Here is a 21,851-nt window from a genome sequence, read left to right as displayed (position 1 = left end):
TCATCAAGTCGATGCCGCGGAGCGCCTGCGTGATCCAGATGACGCCGGTCAGACTGACCAGGACCACCGCAAACGACGCCAGCGTCGTGCGAAAGATATACCTGTCGATCGACCCCATCGCTAACCGCACGATCCCATTCGGCGCGCCTTTAGAGCGGCCCGCGGCCAGTCCCGGATGGGATCCCCTCTGGCCGGTCCGCCTTGCTCAGGCTGGCAACACTTTCTCACTACCATCCCTTTGATCCGTCAACAAAATGGCTGGGCCGTGGCGGCCTTAGGATATGGTTAATATTTTGGGTTAGTGACCTTGCCGCAACGGTATCAATTGGAGCCGCCCCGTCCCAGGGCTGGCGAGACGAGGGCCTAAGCTCCAAATCGGCATCGAAATCAGCAAGGGGCATGTTTTGGTTGGGGCGAATCCAATACGCGAACCCTTGGCAGCGCGACCATCGGCAGGTCATATTGTGACGCATTCGTTCTTGAGCGAATGTCCATGTCGGACGCGAAAACAATTTTCGCGTCGAGGCAGAGTGGTATTTCGCCGACGTCAGCCCCTGATTCTTGGAGGATTTGTTTATGACCGACGCCGTGAAGGTCGGCTTTGTCCCGTTTTCTGCCGCTCCCGGCGCGGTCCTCGTGATCTTCTGCGGGGAAGGGCCGGAATTCGGCCCTGCCACCCGAAAGGCGCTTGGACCGACGTTGAGTCTCGTCATGGGGGCGGCCGAAACCAGCCAGTTCAAGGGGAAAAGCGGCTCGGCTCTCGATATTTTGGCGCCGCAGGGTCTCAAGGCCAAACGTCTGGTTGTGATCGGGGCGGGTAAAACCGCCGAGCTCAAAGACTACGAATTTCTCAAGCTTGGCGGCGCGTTGGCCGGCAAGCTGACTGCGAAAACCAGCGCGGTCACTGTTATTGCCGAACTGCCCAAGGGCTCGATGGATGCGGATCAGGCTGCGGCTGTCGCCGCCGGCATCCGGCTAAGGGCCTACAAGTTCGATCGTTACAAGACCAAAAAGAAGGAGGGCGAGGAGACGGCATTGCGCGCCAGTGTTTCGATCGCCGTCGGGGATCCTGCGGCCGCTCGCAGGGCCTTCGCAGCGGGCTCACATGTCGTTGACGGCGTCATCACTGCACGAGATCTCGTCAACGAACCGCCGAACGTGCTGTTTCCGGTCGAATTCGCGCGCCGTGCCGGTCAATTGCGCAAGCTTGGCGTGCAAGTCGACGTGCTCGACGTCGCTGCCATGAAGAAACTCGGCATGGGCGCGCTGCTCGGCGTGGCTCAGGGCTCTACGCAACCCGGTCGTACCGTGATCATGCGCTGGAATGGCGGTAAGCGCGGCGATCAGCCACTCGCTTTCATCGGCAAAGGCGTCTGCTTCGATACCGGAGGCATTTCGATCAAGCCCGCAGGCAGCATGGAAGACATGAAGGGCGATATGGGTGGCGCGGCCTGCGTCGTCGGACTGATGCAGGCATTGGCAGCGCGGAAGGCCAAGGTTAACGTGGTCGGCGCGATCGGGGTCGTCGAAAACATGCCGGACGGCAACGCGCAGCGTCCGGGCGATATCGTGACTTCGATGTCCGGCCAGACCATCGAAATCATCAATACCGATGCCGAGGGACGCCTGGTGCTCGCGGACGTGCTCTGGTACGTGGCCAAGAAGTTCAAGCCGAAATTCATGATCGACCTCGCCACGCTCACCGGCGCCATTTTGGTCGCTCTGGGCACCGAACATGCCGGCCTGTTTTCCAACAACGACGAACTGGCCGAGCGCCTGATCAAGGCCGGACTCGCGACCGGCGAGCGTGTCTGGCGCATGCCGCTCGGGCCCGAATACGACAAGCAGATCGATTCGCAATTCGCCGACATGAAAAACACCGGCACCCGACACGGCGGGTCGATCACGGCGGCCCAGTTTCTGCAACGTTTTGTCGACGGGACCCCTTGGGCTCACCTCGACATCGCGGGAACCGCGATGGGGGCGCCTAAGACCGAGATTAACCAGAGCTGGGGGGCGGGGTTTGGCGTTCGGCTACTGGATCAACTTGTTGCGGAGCATTACGAAAGCAAGCGATGACGGAGGTTTTATTCTACCACCTGCAAGATATGACAGTGGAGAATGTGTTACCGCCGCTGCTCGAAAAGTCGATCGAACGCGGCTGGCGGGTTGTCGTGCAGTCGACCTCCGAAGAACGCGCCGAAGCGCTGGACGCACATCTGTGGACCTATCGCGAGGATTCGTTTTTGCCCCACGCGACCTGGCGCGTAACTGACGCCGAGGAGCAGCCGATCCTTCTGGCGGTCGAGGATGGCAACCCGAACCGCGCCAATATCAGATTTCTGGTCGACAATGCACTCTTGCCGGCGGACTCGGAGCTTTACGATCGGGTCGTTCTGCTCTTCAACGGCGATGATGCCGAGGCGCTCGCCGCCGCGCGCCGCTCCTGGAGCGACTGCAAGGCGCGAGGATTTGACGTAACCTATTGGCAGGCCGACGAGAGGGGCCGGTGGCAGAGGCGCGATTAACCTGTTCCCATCATGAATGATAAACTGTGGTTTTGGCGACCAAAGCCTGTATAAGGCCACGGTCGTGCCGCAAAGTGATGGTCCGACAATCGCTAGGCGAGGGTGAGATTTAGTCCGTCGTGCGAGACAAGTACGTTCATCGGAAACAATTGCTGGCGCTGCTTCTGGCCGCTCCCATGCTGGCTGGCTGTGGGGCCACGGCTTCCGATATCTTCTCTTCCGATCTGCTGTCGAAGGACGCTGACTGGTTTTCGCGCAGCGGCCGACCGTTAATCAAGAACGTTTCGATCGAAATGCCGCCGCTGACGCCCGACAAGCCGGTGACGGCTCAAGATCTCGTCAGCCCAGAAGGTGCCTGCCCGGGGATGGCGGGCGCAGATGCTCCAGCAAACGCCAATGCGTCGTCGGATGGTACGCCCGCTCCTGCTCCCGCGGCCGCCAGCTCGGTTGCACTCGGCCACACCGAATGTGACGTCGTCCGCGGCATCGGTGCGCCGACTTCCGTCAATATCTCGAAGAACGAGCGAGGCGACCGGGTTGCGGTAGTCAATTTCTCGCAAGGCCCGCGCGCCGGAATATACACCTTTACCGCAGGGCGGTTGACTTCGATCGAGCGCGGCGCGGAGCCCGTTGTCGAGCCGAAAGTTGCCAAGCCGAAAAAGAAGAAACGGACAGCTGCACAGGCGCCGTCCTGATTGCATCCGTCAGGTTTGACGGGCAGCCTCATCGAGTTCCGAACTTGCCTCTAACCATTCCTCCTCGGCCTTCGTCAGGGCGTCGGCAGCGCTTGCGCGCGCCTTGCCGAGTTGGGCAGCCTGCTTCGGATCGCGCGTAAACAAATCGGGCAAGGCGAGTGCGGCATCGATCTTGGAAATGATGCCGCTGATACGCGACATCTCGGCTTCGGCCGCGACAATCCGCTGCCTGGGCGGGATTCGCTTTTCCTTCGGGCGCGGTGAATTCGTCTCGCTCCGCGCGTTCCGTTCTTTTCCACGCTCACGTGGAGCGACCTTCGCGCCCCTGGCCGACAACACCGTCCGCCGGTAATCGTCGAGGTCGCCATCGAAGCTTGTGACGGTTCCATCAGCGACCACCCATAGCCGGTCGGCACAGGCTTCGATGAGGTAGCGGTCGTGCGAGACCATGATGACCGCGCCCGCAAACTCATTGATCGCCTCCGCGAGGGCCGCGCGGCTGTCGATGTCCAGATGGTTGGTTGGCTCGTCCAGAATGATCATGTTGGGGCCGAAGAACGTCGCAAGCCCCAGCAGCAGCCGTGCTTTTTCACCCCCCGAAAGATTCTTCACCAGCGTGTCGGCTGCTTTGCCGGAGAAGCCGATGGCGCCGACCCGCCCCCGTACTTTGCTCTCGATCGCGTCAGACATCAGCTTGCGGACATGGTCATAGGGCGACGCGTCGGGATTGAGCTCGTCGACCTGATGCTGGGCGAAGTAACCGACCGAGAGCTTGTCGGCGCGGGTAATGTTGCCCGAAAATGGCGCAAGGCGGCCGGCGAGCAGCTTGACCAGCGTCGATTTGCCGTTGCCGTTGGCGCCCAGCAGCGCGATGCGATCGTCGGCGTCGACCCGCAGTGTCACGCGACTGAGAACCGGCAGCTTCGGGTCATAGCCTACGGACAAGTTGTCAATGGCTATGATTGGCGGCGAAAGCATCTTTTCCGGTTGTGGGAAGGTGATCTCGAGAGCTTCCTGGGTGACGAGCGCCGTCACCGGCCTCATCCGCTCCAGCATCTTGACGCGCGATTGCGCTTGCCGGGCCTTGGAGGCCTTGGCCTTGAAACGATCGACGAAGGCTTGCAACCGCTTGCGCTCCTCGGCTTGCCGCCTGGCGTGTTTGGCATCGAGGAGTTCGCGTGCAGCACGCTGCTCCTCAAAGGAGGAATAGCTTCCCTTGTAGAGAGTGAGCTTGCCGCGGTCGAGGTGCAGGATCTGATCGACAGAGGTTTCAAGAAGGTCGCGGTCGTGGCTGATGACGATCACGGTGCGAGGATAATTGGCAAGATGATCTTCGAGCCAAAGCGTGCCTTCGAGATCGAGATAATTGGTGGGCTCGTCGAGCAACAACAGGTCGGGCGCGGAGAAAAGCGTGGCCGCAAGTGCAACGCGCATGCGCCATCCGCCGGAAAATTCGGCGCAAGGCCTGTTCTGGTCTTCAAACGAAAAGCCGAGGCCACTGAGGATGGCAGCCGCTCGGGCGGGCGCCGAATGCGCCTCGATGTCCGAAAGCCGGGTCTGGATTTCCGCGATGCGAATGGGATCACTGGCCACTTGCGCTTCGCGCGTCAGCGCCTCGCGTTCACGATCGGCCTTCAGGACGACCTCGATCAGTCTTTCCGGACCGCTCGGCGCCTCCTGTGCGAGGCTTCCGATACTCCAGCGGGGAGGGATCGTGATGGTGCCGGTTTCAGTCGGCAAATCGCCGCGGATGGCCTGAAACAAGGTCGATTTGCCGACTCCGTTTCGGCCAACGAAGCCCACGCGTGCGCCCGGCGTGATCTGCACCGAGCTGTGGTCGATCAGAATCCGTCCGGCAATCCGGACCGAAATGTCTGACATCGTGAGCATGCGGGCTTTTCACCGCAGCGGCGGCAAAACGCAACCGGTATATTGGCTTCGCTAAGTTCGAAGGATACAAACGACGGTAGCGGCCGTACGTCGCCTAGTGCGAATCCCGACCGCCTGCCTGATCGCGACTTCGCAGCTCGGCGACGAGATGCTGCAGATGAGATGATGGACCGGTTGATTCCGCAGGCAGAAGTTGCTGAAGGCGCTCGCCGACAGCATCGCAGATCGCCAGGCTGGATTTATGGTCGAGCAAATCGATCTCGCCGCCTGTGTGTTGGCTGCTGTTCATGGCTGCTTCCGTTCCCTGACCGTCCGTTCGGTCAAGTGACGGCATACCAAGTCCGCGGAACGCAATTTGTTTCCATTTGGCAAGGGCTTCCGGGGATTCTTGGCTAATTTTCCATAAATTTCTGGGGTCGTTGAAGGGAACGCGAAGCTCCGGACCGCCTCTGCTTGAGGAGCGCCAGCCAAGGCCCGAACCGCGTGCGAGCGGCACCTGAGGAGTTTTCTAGCCACGCATGCGCCCAGACTTGATCGGAGGGGTGGATATCGGGTCGCGTGAGAAAATGCGTCAAAACAGAAATTTGGAGCTCTGGTGCTTATTCGACCAGAGTCAGATCAGCCTTGGCGGCCGCGCCTGCCGGGTTGGAAAAACCCCCTGCGCCTTGGGCAAGCGAAGGTGAGCAGGACAGCGCTTGAGGCGAGGCATCTGGTGAATTCGGCGCAATTCTGCGCCATGTGCCCGCTTGAGCGGGTCATCGCATCGCTTGCCGTACACCGGCAGCGTCGATATAAGCCCGCAACTTCCATCAGCGCTTTTTTAAGGATGAACCATGGCGATCGAACGCACCTTTTCCATAATCAAGCCGGACGCGACGGCTCGCAACCTGACCGGCGCCGTTAACGCGCTGATCGAAAAAGCCGGTCTTCGCATCGTCGCGCAAAAGCGAATCCGCATGACGCGCGAGCAGGCGGAAACCTTCTACGCCGTGCACAAGTCGCGCCCGTTCTTTGGCGAACTGGTGGCGTTCATGACCTCGGGGCCGGTGGTTGTTCAGGTGCTCGAAGGGGAAAACGCCGTGCTCAAATATCGCGAAGTGATGGGCGCGACCGATCCGTCGAAGGCAGCCGAAGGTACGATCCGCAAGGTTCATGCGAAGTCGATCGGCGAAAACTCGGTGCACGGCTCTGATGCACCGGAGACGGCCGCCATCGAAATCGCCCAATTCTTCTCCGGCAATGAGATTGTCGGTTAGTGCGGCGAATTTGAAGTTCCTGTCAGTCTCGCCGCGAGTTCGTCATAGGAACTTCAAGTCCAAAAGCCGCACTTAGTGGTTGCTTGATTCCAACATTCGCAAGACTGCCTGCTGCAGATGCTAAAGTCGGACCACTAGTTGACGGCGCGGTTTGCGCGCCGTCTCAAAGGGGCACGCTGTGAACGCGCCGTTGCAGATCGTTGATGCCGGCATCAGCGGCTTTTTCGGGCAGTTGCGGGTGGATGTGCAGACGCCGGTATTCTGGCTTGCGGTCGGCAAGATCATCTGGATCAACGTTCTGTTGTCCGGCGACAACGCACTCGTCATCGCCATGGCTTGTCGTGGCCTGCATGGCCGCCACCGGCTTTGGGGCATGATCATCGGCGCCGGAATTGCCGTCGTGCTCTTGATCATGTTCACCGGCGTTGTCGCCAGGCTGATGCCACTGCCTTATCTGAAACTGGTCGGCGGTCTCGCCTTGCTCGCGATCGCGGCGAAGCTGCTGGTGCCGGAAGAGGAGGACGAGGAAGTCGCCGCAGGCGCCACCCTGTGGCAGGCCATCCGCATTGTAGCCATTGCCGACATCGTCATGAGCTTCGACAATGTGATTGCGGTTGCGGCTGCCACCAACGGTCAGCTCTCGCTTCTCATCCTCGGTCTTGCCATCAGCATCCCCATGATTGTCGCGGGCGCCGCGCTGATCATGGCCGTGCTCGATCGTTTTCCTATATTGGTGGGGATGGGCGCGCTGCTGTTGGGCTGGATTGCTGGCGGAGTGATCGAAAGCGATCCGGCGATGCAACCCTGGGTGCATCGATGGTTCGACGGCACGATCGCCCCTCATCTCGATACGAAATTGGCAGAGATCGGCGTGCCGTCGCAGGATGCCCTCGGATACCTGGCGTCGATTATCGGTGTGATCACTGTGCTGGTTGCCGGTTCGGTTTGGCGCCGCCGGCGGCTGAGACGACACGAGCCGCCCACTTAGCAATCGGCATGATCGATGCAATGTCGCTACGCGGAAGACCAAAAGTCACAGCTCGTTCCGAAATTCGCGTCAGCGACCGCCTGCGAACTTCGGAATTGGAATTCTAGCGCCTGACGATTGATCCGGAGCGGCCAACGAGCCGCGCGAGCTGCTTGAATCGGCTACCGACGCGATCGGCAACGAGATCGACGAGCTTGTGCTCGAAGACCAGCATCAGCTTGCGGCCCTGGGTGCGAAAGTGGGTGGCCGGAAGCACACCGGGTCGCGCTGCCGATATCAGATGGGCGACGCGGAACGCCGCGCCAAGCATACGGGCGCGTTCAAGCATCGCAGGAGGTACCATTTGCCGTACGGCTTCCGGCGGCTCGTTCTGTTCGCTCAATCCGGCATAGCGGTAGAACACCGACAGGGCGACAAAGGCTCGGCCCAGATGGCTGATCGAACCAAAATTTCCGTTGGTGATGAGGTTGAGCGTCTCCTCACCGCGATGATCGGGATGAACCCGCCAGCCGATATCCGACAAAAGGCACGCAGCGTGCCGCAGACGGCGATCTTCCTCGGTCTCGTGCAACTTGGCGACCCGCACAAAGCGATCGGTCCATTCGATCAGCTCTTCGGCGTGGCGTGCCGATCGGGACAGCAGTTCATTGAGTTTCTGGGCCGCGCAGAGAAAGCCGTCCTTGACGCGTTCCGTCTCGGGAAGCATCTCGTACAGTAGCCCCTCGCGCACGCCGAAGGTCGAAAACACGATCGTTTTGGGACGGACAACGCGGATGATGTATTCGAGCACGAGAGCGGCGTAAGCGAGTAGCGGCCGTCTGGCGTCGGCGATGACCTCGATATCAGCCAGCATGTTCGTGGAGACCAGGCGACGCAGCCGCCGTGCAAAATCGAGCGCATCCTGCGCCGGAATGGAATAGCCGTGCATCACTCCGAGCGGGTACTCGCTCTGAATAATGTGGATGCGCGCGAGGGCGCGCCAGGTACCTCCCACCGCGTAGAACGTGCGGCCGCGGCCGCTTCGGATTTGCTCGATCTCGGACAGTTCGGATTTGACGATGCGTTCGGCTCGTTTCAGGGATTTGTGCGACAAGTCCTGCAACGCGAGGCTGCCGAGCGGAAGCGTGAGTCCGCCATGCACGCGGTTGCCGTGGACACTGATCAATTCCAGCGAGCCGCCGCCAAGATCGCCGACGATGCCGTCGGGCCGGTGAACGCCGGAGATGACGCCGAGCGCGGACAGTTTCGCCTCGCGTGGGCCGGAGAGAATATCGATCTTCGTCCCGCAAATGCGCTCGGCTTTGGCAATGAAATCGGGCCCGTTGCTGGCATCACGGCAGGCGGCAGTTGCGATCGCATGGACGCGTCTAACGTTCATGACCCTGCAGAGCGCTCGAAAGCGGCGCAGCGAGGTCAACGCCTTGGTCACGGCATCCGGGGCGAGCAAGCCGGTGGACTGGACTTCGCGGCCAAGGCCGCACAGCGCCTTTTCGTTGAAGATCGTGATGAGGCTGCGCGCCATCGCTTCATAGACGACGAGACGCACCGAATTTGAACCAATATCGATGACTGCGACGCTCGAGGCGCGTTTGCGCGCCCGTTTCACAACCCGCTCTCCCTATGACGATGGCTGCCGGTCGGCGCGCCGGGTGAGACGACGCGGTGATGATTCCTTGAGTGACTTTCCACGGCCAGACAGACTCGGATTCGTCATGAAGTAATTGTGCAGATTGAAGGGTTCCTCGCCCTTGGCGGCCTTCATACGCGTTGAGGAACCATCGGGCAACAATTGCCAGCTTTGCTCGGTATCCTTCAGGTTCGCGACCATGATTTGTTCGAGAACCTGCTGATGAACCGTTGGATTCTGCAATGGACAGAGAATTTCGACGCGGCGATCAAGGTTGCGCGGCATCATGTCGGCCGAGGAGATATACACAGCCGCCTTCGCGCTTGGCAGGCCCTGTCCCATCCCGAAGCAGTAGATTCGCCCGTGTTCCAGGAAGCGGCCGATCACCGATTTGACGCGAATGTTCTCCGAAAGGCCGGGAATGCCCGGGCGCAGGCAGCAGATCCCGCGCACCACAAGCTCGATCGAAACGCCGGCCTGAGAGGCCTCGTAAAGCGAATCGATGATCTCGGGATCGACCAGTGAATTCATCTTCAGCCAGATCGCGGCGGGCTTGTTGTGCTTGGCAAAGTTGGTCTCGCCGCGAATGTGCTCGAGCATCCGCTTGCGCAAGGTGAGCGGGGACACCGCCATCTTCTCGATGTCGCTCGGTTCGGCATAGCCGGTGATGTAGTTGAACACTCGTGCCGCGTCGCGGCCGATGATCGGGTCGGATGTGAAATAAGACAGATCGGTGTAGATGCGCGCGGTTACCGGATGATAGTTGCCGGTGCCGGTATGGACGTAGGTGGTGAGATTGCCGCTTTCGCGGCGGACAACCATCGAGAGCTTGGCGTGCGTCTTCAATTCAATAAAGCCGTATACCACCTGCACGCCGGCGCGCTCGAGGTCGCGCGCCCAGCGGATGTTGGCTTCTTCGTCGAAGCGCGCCTTGAGTTCGATCAGCGCCGTCACCGACTTGCCCGCTTCCGCTGCTTCGGCAAGGGCACGCACGATCGGCGAGTTGTTCGAGGTGCGATAGAGCGTCTGCTTGATAGCGACGACGTCCGGGTCGCGCGCCGCTTGTTGCAGGAACTGGACGACGACGTCGAAAGATTCGTACGGATGATGGACGATGAGGTCCTTTTGCCGGATGGCGGCGAAGATATCGCCGCCATGATCGCGCACGCGCTCGGGATAACGCGGCACATACGGCGTGAATTCCAGGTCCGGCCGGTCGAGCCGGGTCAGTTGCGACAGTTCGTTCATGGCGAGCACGCCGTCGACCAGCAGCACCTCGTCGTCGGATGCCGAAAGCGCGCGCTGCACGAAGGCCCGCAGTTCCTCCGGCATTTTGGCTTCCATTTCCAGATGGATGACTGAGCCGCGGCGCCGCCGTTTGAGCGCGGTCTCGAACAGACGAACGAGGTCTTCGGCTTCTTCCTCGATTTCAAGTTCAGAGTCGCGGATGATGCGGAACGCCCCTTGGCCTTTGACGGTATAACCGGGAAACAGTCTGGCGATGAACAGGCCCGTCGCCTGTTCCAGCGTGATCAGCCGCACCGCGCCATCCTTGCCCGCAGGCAGACGAATGAAACGGTCAATCTTGCCCGGCATGCGAATGAGCGCATTCATCGCTTTGCCATCTGAAGTCCGTGCTAGTTGCAGCGCAACCGTAAAACCCAGGCTCGGGATGAACGGAAAAGGGTGCGCCGGGTCGATCGCCAGCGGCGTCAGCAGAGGGAAGATGTTGTGGAGAAAGTGATCCTCAATCCAGGCGCGCTCGGGCTTGGTTACATCCCGCCCTTCGACCAGGACGATGCCGACGTCGGCGAGAATTTTGTGCAGGTCCCGCCAGATCGCCTGCTGGTCTTTGGCAAGCTGGGAAACCGTCTCGTTAATCAGCGCCAGCTGCTCGCTGGGGGTGAGCCCGTCCGGGCTGCGCTCGGTGATGCCTTCGCGCACCTGAGCCTTGAGACCGGCAACGCGGACCATGAAGAATTCGTCGAGATTGTTGGCAGAAATCGACAGGAAGCGGACGCGTTCCAGCGCGGGGTGGCTCGGGTTCACCGACTCTTCCAAGACGCGGCGATTGAAATGTAGCCACGAAAGTTCCCGGTTGATGAAACGCTCGGGGCTGGAGCCGGCCGCGGGAGCGCTGGAGGTGGGGGTATCTTTCTCAGGAATTACAATGGCTTGGGGGGAATCCATGAAGTTTCGATCCATTTCATCTCAAGCCCCGGAAAGGCGGCGGGGACCATCCGATTTCTCGGTGACGTTTCAATGACATTGATGTTCCCGTCCCACGTTCCGTCAAGATGGGAAGCGCTCTCCGTCAGCTGTTGCCGCGGAACAACTCCGCTGCCAGAGCCCTGGTAACGGGCCTGCCAAGCCGCAGGGCTTCGGTGTCCAGTAACTCGACGGCATGCCGCAGGGCGGCATAGGAACGCTCGATGTGGGAGACGAGATAGCTCACAATCGCTTCATCGATGGCGAGCTGCCGATCCGCGCTGAATTTGACGATCAAAGCACGGAACAGATGATCGTCCGGCGGCATCAACTGCACGGCCGGTACCGCTCGCAGCCTCGATCGCAAGTCGCGCAACTCGACCCTGGCCGGCACCACGCGCGCTGTCATCAGGACGAAGGCGCCGTCTTCCCGCGCAAGGTTCAGCAGATGGAACAACGCGCGTTCGTCTATATCGCCGGCCTTGATATCCTCAATCACAAGTGCGCCCGTGGCTAATGCGCCCGGGACTTCCGATGACGTCAGCGCGTGGGCTGAGATCGAGCGCGCGCCGGATTGTTCGGCCCAGATCGCGGCGAGGTGACTTTTGCCGGATGCTTCCGGGCCGAGCAGAAGCATTACGCGGTTTGGCCAATCAGGCCAGGTATCGATCAGCGCGAGCGCCGCAGTGTTCGCCGGCCCCTCGAGAAAATCATCGCGCGTAAAGCTTTCCGCGTGGGACAACGCAAATGCGAGTTGACGAGGTTGAACGCGGCTGGGCACCTGGCGCTCCGATTCCGAAGTTCGCAAAACGATCGCCGCCCCAATGATTCGAACTTCGGAATCAAAGGAACTCCAGCGACTGATATCAGTTGGGGCGGCTCTGACTTTGAAGTTCCTATAACGAGACCACGGCGACAGCATAGGAACTTCAAAGTCGCCGTACCAGTCTCGGCAAATGCTAACCGAATTAAAAATGCCTCCGATCCGAAAAGGATCTAGCGTGCCTCGATGGTGCCCATATGCCGTACCCACTCGACGAGATAGAGTGACACGGAGGCCAAAGTAAAGATCGTCACCAATCCCATCAGCACGGCATCATACGGCATCGGTTTGAACCCGAATGCGAGCGAGGCCAGGATCGTGGCCGCCAGCGCGACCTGCGCCGCCGTGTTGAGCTTGGAAACCATCAGCGGTTTCATTTCGACGGGTTTGTCGAACAGCCATGACACAATCACAGCTGCCACGATCATGAAATCGCGCGAGACGACAAGAATGACAATCCATCGGGGGACCGCTCCCCAGATGCCAAGAGCCACATAGATCGACACCAGCAAGGCTTTGTCGGCGAGCGGATCGAGCAATGCGCCCAGTTCGCTCGCCATATTGAAGCGCTTGGCCAGAAATCCGTCGACGGCGTCGCTAATGCCTGCGATGACAAAGATTGCAAATGCGATTTCCATCTGGTTGGAAGCAATGGCCCAGATGATGATGGGCACCAGGATGATGCGCCCCAGCGTAATGATATTTGGAATACTCAACTCGGTCGTTTCCCAGCTACCGGCCTGATTCCTTGAAGTTATCCCAGCTTTGCGGAGCGGGCCGGCCGTTGTCTACATAGTAGGCGCTCGCTACCATTGCACATGAGCCAAATCCGACGTAACCCAGCCGTCATCAACTGGAATAGGTCATGGCCGAGCGCAAAACCGGGCTCACTTACGCGGATTCGGGGGTCGATATCGATGCGGGCAACCGGCTGGTCGATTTGATCAAGCCGATGGTTCGCGCCACAGCGCGCTCAGGCACCCAGGCCGAAATCGGCGGCTTTGGCGGGTTGTTTGATCTCAAGGCTGCGGGATTCAAGGACCCGATTCTGGTGGCGGCAACCGACGGAGTCGGTACCAAGGTCAAGATTGCGATCGATACCGGACTGCATGGCGGCATCGGCATCGATCTTGTGGCCATGTCCGTCAACGATCTCGTGGTCCAGGGCGCTGAGCCGCTGTTCTTTCTGGACTATTTTGCCTGCGGCAAGCTTGATCCGGAGGCGACCGCTTCGATCGTGGCCGGTGTCGCGGAGGGCTGCCGCGAATCCGGCTGTGCGCTAGTCGGGGGTGAAACCGCCGAAATGCCGGGGCTCTATAAGGCAGGCGACTACGATCTGGCCGGCTTTGCCGTCGGTGCCGCCGAGCGCGGCTCGCTACTGCCGCGCGCCGACATCGTGGCCGGGGATACGGTGCTGGGGCTGGCTTCGTCGGGTGTGCACTCCAACGGTTTTTCGCTGGTACGAAGGATCGTGGAAGCTTCGCGCTTGGGATTCGATGCGCCCGCGCCGTTTTCGCCGGTCATGACGCTGGGTGGTGCCTTGCTGGCACCAACCAAGATTTATGTGAAGTCCTGCCTGCGGGCTATCCGCGAGACCGGGGCGGTCAAAGCGCTCGCGCATATCACCGGCGGTGGGTTCACCGACAACATCCCGCGGGTGCTGCCGAAGCATCTCGGCGTCGGCATTGATTTGGCCCGTTTGCCGGTATTGCCGGTTTTCAAGTGGCTTGCGGAACAGGGCAACGTTGCCGAGCTTGAACTTCTGCGCACCTTCAATTGCGGGGTCGGCATGATTGCGGTCGTCGAATCCGCAGCCGCCGAAGCCGTCTCACGCGTTCTCACGGACGCCGGCGAGAGCGTCGCGGTGCTGGGCGAGGTCATTCCGGTGCAGGGCGAACATCGGGTGGTCTATAACGGCCACCTCGACCTCTCATGGTAAAAGCCGGCTCGCATGGCGGGGGCGCGAAGCCCCGCGTCGCCATTCTGATTTCTGGACGTGGCTCGAACATGCTCGCCTTGATCAAGGCGGCCGACGCCGACAGTTTTCCGGCAGAGATCGCGCTGGTGATTTCAAACCGTGCCGACGCGCCCGGACTTGCTCTGGCGGCCGAGGAAGGTGTCGAAACCGTTACGATCGAAAGCAAGCCATTCGGCAAGGATCGCGCCGCGTTCGAGGCGGTCTTGCATTCGACGCTCGACACGCACCGGATCGATCTGATTTGCCTTGGCGGCTTCATGCGGCTGTTCACCGCCGAGTTCGTGCAGCGCTGGTATGGCAAGATGCTCAATATCCATCCCTCTCTGCTGCCATCGTTCCCGGGTCTTGATCCGCAGGCGCAGGCTCTGAAAGCCGGTGTCAAAGTCTCGGGAGCCACCGTCCACTTCGTCACACCGGAAACCGATGCGGGACCGATTGTGATGCAGGGCGTGGTGGAAGTTCGTGACGCCGATACGCCGGAGACGCTGTCGGCACGAATTCTCGCGATCGAGCACCAGATTTACCCGGGGGCCTTGCGGCTTCTGGCCAGCGGAAAACTTCGCCTGGATGGTGCTACCTGCCGGCTGAGCGGCGATACCGATGCCGCCGGCACCTTGATCTCGCCGCGGCCGACTGGAAGATAACAAATAACAAAATCCCCCGGCAGGGCCGGGGGTACATCAGGATTGCTTACACGGATTGTGACGAGGCTTAGGAGACCTTGAGATTTTCCGCAGAAGTCTTTCCGCGATTCTCAACAAGGTCGTATTCGATCACCTGATTCTCGTTGAGGGTGGTGAGCCCAGCGCGCTCGACCGCCGAGATATGGACGAACACGTCCTTATCGCCGACCATCGGCTTGATGAACCCATAACCCTTCGTCGGGTTGAACCACTTGACGGTGCCTTTTTGCATCGCCTGTCTCCTGGTCTAGACATAAAGAAGACGCGTCACGCGATCTGCGTGCCGCGCCACAAGCGGGCCTTCCGGATGTCTGCTGAATTTCCTAGTCGCGAAACGCACAGTCGATCGGCCGAATTCCGATTGTGATCAAGATTGCAACACGAATTTTGCGCCTTAGCAAGCTTTTGGGGCAGTTTGGGAAAATCCGAACAGGAGCTTTAGGCGTCGTCCGTCCGCGGGTGTGGCTTGGCGACAACACGGGTGCCAATGGCCCTTGAAGCTAGGTTAACGCGATTGATGCTGTCGCCGAGCCACGCCAAAATCCAGCCCATTTAAGGCGAATCAGCGCCGGCCGGGGGGCGCGCCGATTTCTGGGAATGATGTTGGACGAGGCGGGCAGGGCGATCATCGACGGCGCCTACCCACGGCAGGTAAGGGCTGTTCCTGTAATGTCCCTGGGGTTTGGATTTCCGCGACGCGGACCCGTATGCAAACTCTGTGGCCCATTGGCTGACATACCGAGCCTCTCTCCGATCGCCTGGACCCCCTCTGTCCGATCTTTCAGCTGGCGCAGCGGCAGCCGCCTTGGCAATTTACTGGCGTGGCTGGGCGGTCAGGCCAGCGATGGCTTCGGCCTCACCTTCCGCGGCAAACAAAGAGGCGGGGGGCCTCGGAACCTTGGAGCGCGTGTTTCGGCGCTGCCCAATTTCTTGACGATGTCCGCCGTGCGCCCTCCGGCAGATCGGTGAAAATGACGAGTCTCGAAACCAAGCTGCACGTGCAGCTTAGTTCCGATCCACTTTTACAACTCGCCCTCTCTCGATCGCGAGCGCGAGCCGCCCCTGCTTGAGCGCCAGCGCTGCCTCGCCGAACAATTCGCGCCGCCAGCCGTGCAAAGCTCCGACGTCGGCGTTGTCATCCGCCGCAATCTGTTCGAGATCATCAACCGTTGCGATCACCTTGCTTGCAACGGCGTGGCGTTCCGAGGTCATGCGCAGCAAGACCTTGAGCAGTTCGACGATCGCTGCGCCATTTGAATTGCCGCGCGGCTTTTCGATTTTCGGCAGCTTCGAAAGATCGCGCGCCAAGCCGCGCTGCACCGCGGCAACAATGTCAGCGCCCCATTTCGACCGATCAAAACCTTTCGGCAGCGAGCGGAGACTGGCGAGCTTTTCAAGACTGGTCGGCGCGTGAGTCGCGATATCGCCGACAGCGTCGTCCTTCAGGATGCGTCCGCGCGGCACGTCACGGCTTTGCGCTTCCTGCTCGCGCCACGCCGCAACCTCGATCAGCACGGCCAGTTCCTTCGGCTTGCGCACCCGCGTTTTCAGACGCTCCCAGGCGCGCTCGGGGTGGAAGTCATAGGTTCGGGGGCTCGTGAGAACCTCCATTTCCTCGCTGACCCACTCGCTGCGGCCTCGCTTCTTGAGATCGGCATCGAGCGCGGCGAACACGTCACGCAGATGGGTGACGTCGGCCCGAGCGTAGTGCATCTGCTCTGCCGTCAGCGGGCGCCGCGACCAATCGGTGAAACGATGGGTCTTGTCGGGGCGATGACCGGTGACGCGCTCGACCAGCTGGTCGTACGCGATCGAATCGCCATAGCCGAGCGCCATGGCAGCGACCTGGGTGTCGAAGATGGGGTGTGGAATAATGCCGGCCCGGTGCCAGACGATCTCGATATCCTGCCGGGCGGCGTGAAAGACCTTCAGCACCTCCTCGTTGGACATCAGTTCGAAGAAGGGCTTGAGATCAATGCCCTCGGCGAGCGCATCGATTACCGCAGCTTCGTCGGCGCTCGCCATCTGCACGACGCAGAGCAGCGGATAATAGGTGGTCTCGCGAAGGAATTCGGTATCGACCGTGATGACCCGGTGCTTGGCGAGCCGATCACATAGGTCAGAGAGTTCCGCAGTCGTAGTAATCAGATCCATAAACGGTCCATCACGCTTTCCCGAAGGGCGTTCGGCCGAAAGCGCTGATATGTCAAGGGCCTTGCGGCGAAATCGAGACCTGAATTCTATGCTGTCGGCATGATTCAAGGCAAACGGCTGCCGATACGCAGGAGCCGTTCTCGCGTTCTCCGGGGCGAGCCGATCAGATATCGCCGGCGTGGCGGTCTGATGGCTTCCGGCTGGCGGGCACGGCAAGTACGATCACGCAGAGGCCAAGCATCGCCAATCCCATGAATTCGAATACCAGTGCGTCCACTCAAAGATCCCCCTAGCAATCCGGCAGGTTTGCTGGGAAGCGATTGAACGCTCCTTAATTTTCGGCGGTTGGCGCTGCGTCATCCAACCAATGTTCGGCGAAAGGTTAACGATTCATGTGCCGCAGAATGTCCGCAGCACACGCTGATCCGGTTCCGGAGGGGCGGCGTAGTCGGCAAACGGCGGTTGCTCTTCATAGGGCTTCGAAAGAACCGTAAGCAGCTCTTCAAACGGCGCAAAGTCGTCGCGGCCGACGGCGGCCTGAATCACCGCCTCGATACGGTGGTTGCGGGGAATGTAAGCCGGATTGACGGCCCGCATCGCGGATGCGCGTTCGGCTGGCGTTTGTGCCTCATCTCCCATCCGCTGTCGCCAGCGTGCCGCCCATTCATCGTAGGTGAGGGGATCTGCAAAGAGCTGACGGACGTTGTTATCCCGGCTGGCATCTTCGGCGGCATCGCTCAAGCGGCGAAACGTGAGAGTGAAGTCGGCCTTCGCCTTGGCCATGGCATCCAGAAAGTCTTGCGCCAGCGCCTCATCCCCGTCCCGCCTGGAGAACAAGCCTAGTTTTTGCCGTAGCCCCGACTGATAGGCGTCCGTGAACTTCCCTGGAAAGTCGCCCAGGATGGCTTGAGCCTGGTCGACCGCCTGGTCCTTATCATCCGAAAACAACGACAGCAGGCATTCGGCGAGCCGGGTCAGATTCCACAATGCAATACGCGGTTGGTTGGCATAGGCGTAGCGGCCCTGCTCATCGATTGAGGAGAATACCGCGGCGGGATCGTAGTGATCGAGGAAGGCACATGGGCCGTAGTCAATCGTTTCGCCCGAAACCGACGTGTTGTCGGTATTCATGACACCGTGGATGAAGCCAACGAGGAGCCAGCGCGCGACCAAGTCGGCCTGTCGAGCGATCACGCCCTCCAGTAAAGCGTGATAGGGGTGCTCAGCGTCAGCCAAATGCGGGTAGTGTCGGGAGATCACATGATCGGCAAGACGCTTGATGCCCTCCGTGTCGCCGCGGGACGCAAAGTACTGGAACGTGCCAACGCGGATATGGCTGGAGGCCACGCGGGTCAGTACAGCGCCCGGCAGCGCCGTCTCGCGCATGACGCTTTCGCCGGTGATCGTCGCGGCAAGCGATCGCGTGGTCGGAATCCCCAGCGCCGCCATGGCCTCGCTCACGATATATTCGCGCAAGACAGGGCCAAGCGCGGCCCGACCATCACCTTGGCGAGAAAAGGGAGTGGGACCCGAGCCTTTGAGCTGGATGTCGCGCCGGACGCCGTCGAGATCGACGACTTCGCCAAGCAGGATCGCGCGGCCGTCGCCGAGCTGCGGCACGAAATAGCCGAACTGGTGTCCGGCATAGGCCATGGCGATGGGGTCGGCACCGTTCGGAACACGCTTGCCGGCGAGGATTTCCACCCCTTCAGGGCTCTCGAGCATATCCGGATCGAGCCCAAGCCGGGCTGCCAGCGGTCGGTTTAGCTTGACCAGCCGGGGTGCGGCCACGGGCGTCGGCGCAACGCGGGCAAAAAAGCCCTCCGGCAGCGCGGCATAGGTGTTCTGGAAGGGGAAGTGTACGGTCATATTAGGAAGATAGGCATATGCGGGGATTAGACAATCGGCTCGCTGACCGTGTTCCGGGCGGGGAGGCTGCTGTTCCAAATTGTTGGGGCGGCGGTTGCCGCCTCCGAAAGCCTCGGCTAAACCCACAGCCTCTTCGGGAAGGCTTTTCAGGCCGCTCGATTCGATCCTCCGACACTTGATTGATGGAAACTCGATGCATCGTTACCGGTCCCATACCTGCGGCGCGCTCCGGGAGAGCGATATCGGTCAAAACGTGCGTTTATCCGGTTGGTGCCATCGCATTCGCGACCATGGCGGGGTCCTGTTCATCGACCTGCGCGACCATTACGGCCTGACGCAATGCGTCGTCGACCCGGACTCGCCCGCGTTCAAGGTGGCCGAGAAGCTGCGCTCGGAATGGGTGGTTCGGATCGACGGCAAGGTGCGGCGGCGCCCCGAAGGCACCGACAATCTCGAACTGGCGACCGGCCTGGTCGAGGTCTATGCCACCGACATCGAGGTGCTAGGCCCAGCGGCAGAGCTGCCAATGCCGGTGTTCGGGGAACAGGAATACCCTGAAGACATAAGGCTCAAGTACCGTTTCCTCGATCTTCGCCGCGAGAAGCTGCATCAAAACATCATCAAGCGCGGCCAGATCATCGATTCCATCCGCAAGCGCATGAAAGAGCAGGGGTTCTTCGAGTTTCAGACCCCGATCCTCACGGCCTCCTCACCGGAGGGCGCGCGCGACTTCCTGGTGCCCTCGCGGCTGCATCCTGGCAAGTTCTATGCGCTGCCGCAGGCGCCGCAGCAGTTCAAGCAGCTGACCATGGTGGCTGGCTTCGACCGCTATTTCCAGATCGCGCCGTGCTTCCGCGACGAAGACGCGCGCGCCGACCGCTCGCCGGGCGAATTTTACCAGCTCGATATCGAGATGAGCTTTGTCACGCAGGAAGACGTGTTCAACGCGGTCGAGCCCGTGATGCGCGGGGTGTTTGAGGAGTTTGCGGAGGGCAAGCCGGTCACGCAGAAGTTTCCGATGATTCCCTATGCAACGGCGGTGAGCAAATACGGCACCGACAAGCCGGACTTGCGTAATCCGATCGAGATGCAGGTCGTCTCGGACCATTTCCGCGGCTCCGGTTTCAAGGTGTTCGCGCGAATGCTGGAAGATCCGAAGAACCAGGTGTGGGCGATTCCGGCCAAGGGCGGCGGCTCGCGCGCCTTCTGCGACCGGATGAACTCCTGGGCGCAAGGCGAAGGCCAGCCAGGGCTGGGCTACATCTTCTGGCGCGAGGGCGGCGAGGGCGCCGGTCCGCTCGCGAACAACATCGGGCCTGAGCGGACGGAAGCGATCGGCGCACAACTCGGACTGAAGGAGGGCGATGCGGCGTTCTTCGTCGCTGGTGATCCCGACAAATTCTGGAAGTTCGCAGGGGCGGCCCGCACCAAGCTTGGCGAAGAGTTGAACCTGATCGAAAAAGGCCAGTTCAAGTTCTGCTGGATCGTCGACTTCCCGATGTTCGAATGGAACGAGGAAGAGAAGAAGATCGACTTCTCGCACAACCCGTTCTCGATGCCGAACATCGAGCCTGAAGAGTTCCTGAAGCTCGATCCGAACGATCACGAAAAGCTGCTGAGCCTGAAGGCCATTCAGTACGACATTGTCTGCAACGGTACCGAGCTGTCGTCGGGAGCAATCCGCAACCATCGCCCCGATGTGATGAAGAAGGCGTTTGCGATTGCAGGCTACCCGGAGGACGTGCTGGAAGCGAAATTCGGCGGAATGCTGCACGCGCTCTCGCTCGGCGCTCCGCCGCACGGGGGTATCGCGCCCGGCATAGACCGCATCGTCATGCTGTTATGCGGCGAGGAGAACTTGCGCGAAGTCGTGCTCTTCCCGATGAACCAGCGGGCGGAAGATCTGATGATGGGGGCTCCTTCGGAGGTCACGCCGAAACAGTTGCGCGAACTTCACATCCGGCTAAATCTTCCGCAAAGCTGAAGCTCAAAATACCAATGTGATCGATTGTTTCCGGGACGATAGCAAACCCGGGGGGAAGCGAATGTCCTATTCCGACGACCTTCACGCTGCCGCGCTCGCCTATCATCGGCTGCCGCGGCCCGGCAAGCTCGAGATCCAGGCCACGAAGCCTCTCGCGAACCAGCGCGACCTCGCCTTGGCCTATTCTCCCGGCGTCGCCTCCGCCTGCACGGAAATTGCCAACAACCCGACGGAAGCGGCCTCTCTTACCTCGCGCGCCAACCTGGTTGCGGTGGTCAGCAACGGTACGGCCGTGCTCGGTCTGGGCAACATCGGACCGTTGGCGTCCAAGCCGGTGATGGAAGGCAAGGCTGTCCTGTTCAAGAAATTCGCCGGCATCGATGTGTTCGATATCGAGATCGCCGCCGACACCATCGAGCGCGTGGTCGAAACTGTCGCTGCGCTCGAGCCGACCTTCGGCGGCATCAACCTCGAGGACATCAGGGGACCGGATTGTTTCGAGATCGAGGCTCAGCTCAAGGCCCGGATGAAAATCCCGGTATTCCATGATGATCAGCACGGCACGGCCATCATCGTCGGCGCAGCCATCACCAATGCGCTGTTCCTGAACGGAAAGAAGCTGTCTGACGTCAAGATCGTTTGCTCAGGCGCGGGCGCTGCGGCGCTCGCCTGTCTCAATCTTCTGGTGTCGATGGGCGCCAAGCGCGAAAACATCTGGGTTTGCGACATCGAGGGCTTGGTCTACGAAGGGCGCGCCAAGCTGATGGATCGCTGGAAGTCGGTTTACGCGCAGAAGACCGACAAGCGGACGCTTGCCGACGCCATTCCTGGCGCCGATATCTTCCTCGGCCTTTCGGCGCCCAACGTGTTGAAGCCCGAGATGGTCAAGCAGATGGGCGACCAGCCGCTGGTGATGGCGCTCGCCAATCCAAATCCGGAAATTATGCCGGAGGAGGCGCGAAAGGCCCGCCCTGACGCCATGATATGCACGGGCCGGTCCGACTTCCCCAACCAGGTCAACAATGTGCTGTGCTTCCCGTTCATCTTCCGCGGTGCGCTCGATGTGGGCGCCACCGCTATCAACGAGGAAATGAAGAAAGCGGCAGTGGATGCCATCGCGCAGCTGGCGCGCGATCCGCCGGTCGATGCGCCGGGCTTTGATACCGGC

At 60.7% G+C, this 21,851-nt stretch carries 18 protein-coding genes and 1 pseudogene; 9 read left to right on the top strand and 10 right to left on the bottom strand.

All coding sequences use genetic code 11. The features are described from left to right. Positions 1–118, bottom strand: a pseudogene (locus NEZ08_RS13845) (LPS export ABC transporter permease LptF); the annotation flags it as partial. A 458-nt stretch (positions 119–576) separates the two neighbouring features. Between NEZ08_RS13845 and NEZ08_RS13840 the strand changes: the two are divergent. The 3 genes from NEZ08_RS13840 to NEZ08_RS13830 all read left to right on the top strand — a co-directional run bounded on the left by NEZ08_RS13840 (position 577) and on the right by NEZ08_RS13830 (position 3,223). Then, on the top strand, positions 577–2,079 hold the full coding sequence (locus NEZ08_RS13840) for a leucyl aminopeptidase (RefSeq protein ID WP_298107618.1): 1,503 nt from the start codon (positions 577–579) through the stop codon (positions 2,077–2,079). After that, positions 2,076–2,528, top strand: coding sequence for a DNA polymerase III subunit chi (locus NEZ08_RS13835; RefSeq protein WP_298107615.1), 453 nt, complete (start codon positions 2,076–2,078; stop codon positions 2,526–2,528). Before NEZ08_RS13840 ends, NEZ08_RS13835 begins: the two co-directional genes overlap by 4 nt. A 119-nt stretch (positions 2,529–2,647) precedes the next feature. Then, positions 2,648–3,223: a hypothetical protein gene (locus tag NEZ08_RS13830; protein WP_298107613.1), complete on the top strand. Its 576-nt coding sequence runs from the start codon at positions 2,648–2,650 to the stop codon at positions 3,221–3,223. A 9-nt stretch (positions 3,224–3,232) separates the two neighbouring features. Here NEZ08_RS13830 and NEZ08_RS13825 read toward each other — a convergent pair whose 3' ends face one another. Beyond that, positions 3,233–5,113, bottom strand: coding sequence for an ABC-F family ATP-binding cassette domain-containing protein (locus tag NEZ08_RS13825; RefSeq protein ID WP_298107609.1), 1,881 nt, complete (start codon positions 5,111–5,113; stop codon positions 3,233–3,235). A 94-nt stretch (positions 5,114–5,207) separates the two neighbouring features. Next, positions 5,208–5,609 carry a hypothetical protein gene (locus NEZ08_RS13820; RefSeq protein WP_298107606.1) on the bottom strand — a complete coding sequence of 134 codons (402 nt, stop codon included), beginning with the start codon at positions 5,607–5,609 and terminating at the stop codon, positions 5,208–5,210. A gap of 337 nt (positions 5,610–5,946) precedes the next feature. Between NEZ08_RS13820 and ndk the strand changes: the two genes are divergently transcribed. After that, a complete protein-coding gene (ndk, locus tag NEZ08_RS13815; RefSeq protein WP_298107604.1) occupies positions 5,947–6,369 on the top strand; it encodes a nucleoside-diphosphate kinase in 423 nt (140 codons plus the stop codon). A gap of 178 nt (positions 6,370–6,547) precedes the next feature. After that, positions 6,548–7,357: a TerC family protein gene (locus NEZ08_RS13810; protein ID WP_298107601.1), complete on the top strand. Its 810-nt coding sequence runs from the start codon at positions 6,548–6,550 to the stop codon at positions 7,355–7,357. 103 nt (positions 7,358–7,460) lie between these two features. On the opposite strand, the gene ppx is transcribed toward NEZ08_RS13810, so the two are convergent. From ppx to NEZ08_RS13790, 4 genes are all read right to left on the bottom strand, one after another. After that, positions 7,461–8,963: an exopolyphosphatase gene (ppx, locus tag NEZ08_RS13805; RefSeq protein WP_298107598.1), complete on the bottom strand. Its 1,503-nt coding sequence runs from the start codon at positions 8,961–8,963 to the stop codon at positions 7,461–7,463. A gap of 12 nt (positions 8,964–8,975) precedes the next feature. Then, on the bottom strand, positions 8,976–11,174 hold the full coding sequence (locus tag NEZ08_RS13800; protein WP_298107595.1) for an RNA degradosome polyphosphate kinase: 2,199 nt from the start codon (positions 11,172–11,174) through the stop codon (positions 8,976–8,978). A 124-nt stretch (positions 11,175–11,298) separates the two neighbouring features. Next, complete coding sequence (locus tag NEZ08_RS13795) at positions 11,299–11,973, bottom strand: DnaA/Hda family protein (RefSeq protein ID WP_298107593.1); 675 nt, start codon at positions 11,971–11,973, stop codon at positions 11,299–11,301. Positions 11,974–12,188: 215 nt separating this feature from the next. Continuing rightward, positions 12,189–12,731: a CDP-alcohol phosphatidyltransferase family protein gene (locus NEZ08_RS13790; protein WP_298107591.1), complete on the bottom strand. Its 543-nt coding sequence runs from the start codon at positions 12,729–12,731 to the stop codon at positions 12,189–12,191. 149 nt (positions 12,732–12,880) lie between these two features. On the opposite strand from NEZ08_RS13790, the gene purM reads away from it, so the two are divergent. Together purM and purN are read left to right on the top strand one after the other, a co-directional pair. Then, positions 12,881–13,954 (top strand): phosphoribosylformylglycinamidine cyclo-ligase, encoded by a 1,074-nt coding sequence (gene purM, locus NEZ08_RS13785; protein ID WP_298107589.1) that lies wholly within the window; start codon positions 12,881–12,883, stop codon positions 13,952–13,954. Next, complete coding sequence (gene purN / locus NEZ08_RS13780; RefSeq protein ID WP_298107587.1) at positions 13,948–14,637, top strand: phosphoribosylglycinamide formyltransferase; 690 nt, start codon at positions 13,948–13,950, stop codon at positions 14,635–14,637. The genes purM and purN overlap by 7 nt, the downstream gene beginning before the upstream one ends. A 67-nt stretch (positions 14,638–14,704) precedes the next feature. Here the strand turns inward: purN and NEZ08_RS13775 are convergent, their stop codons facing one another. The 3 genes from NEZ08_RS13775 to NEZ08_RS13765 form a co-directional block, all read right to left on the bottom strand. Then, positions 14,705–14,908 carry a cold-shock protein gene (locus NEZ08_RS13775; RefSeq protein ID WP_072825325.1) on the bottom strand — a complete coding sequence of 68 codons (204 nt, stop codon included), beginning with the start codon at positions 14,906–14,908 and terminating at the stop codon, positions 14,705–14,707. A gap of 773 nt (positions 14,909–15,681) precedes the next feature. Next, positions 15,682–16,830 carry a ribonuclease D gene (gene rnd, locus NEZ08_RS13770; RefSeq protein WP_298107582.1) on the bottom strand — a complete coding sequence of 383 codons (1,149 nt, stop codon included), beginning with the start codon at positions 16,828–16,830 and terminating at the stop codon, positions 15,682–15,684. Between the two features lie 390 nt (positions 16,831–17,220). Further along, positions 17,221–18,699, bottom strand: coding sequence for a YdiU family protein (locus tag NEZ08_RS13765; protein ID WP_298107621.1), 1,479 nt, complete (start codon positions 18,697–18,699; stop codon positions 17,221–17,223). 193 nt (positions 18,700–18,892) lie between these two features. On the opposite strand from NEZ08_RS13765, the gene aspS reads away from it, so the two are divergent. Both aspS and NEZ08_RS13755 read left to right on the top strand, forming a co-directional pair. Continuing rightward, positions 18,893–20,683 carry an aspartate--tRNA ligase gene (gene aspS, locus NEZ08_RS13760; RefSeq protein ID WP_298107580.1) on the top strand — a complete coding sequence of 597 codons (1,791 nt, stop codon included), beginning with the start codon at positions 18,893–18,895 and terminating at the stop codon, positions 20,681–20,683. A gap of 61 nt (positions 20,684–20,744) precedes the next feature. After that, positions 20,745–21,851 (top strand): malic enzyme-like NAD(P)-binding protein (locus tag NEZ08_RS13755; RefSeq protein ID WP_298107578.1); only part of this gene is annotated, 1,107 nt, incomplete at its 3' end.

It is taken from the genome of Bradyrhizobium sp., from assembly GCF_027451485.1.
Classification (GTDB): Bacteria; Pseudomonadota; Alphaproteobacteria; order Rhizobiales; family Xanthobacteraceae; genus Bradyrhizobium.
Note: the sequence above shows the minus strand (reverse complement) of the source record. Positions and strands in the feature narration are given on the sequence as shown.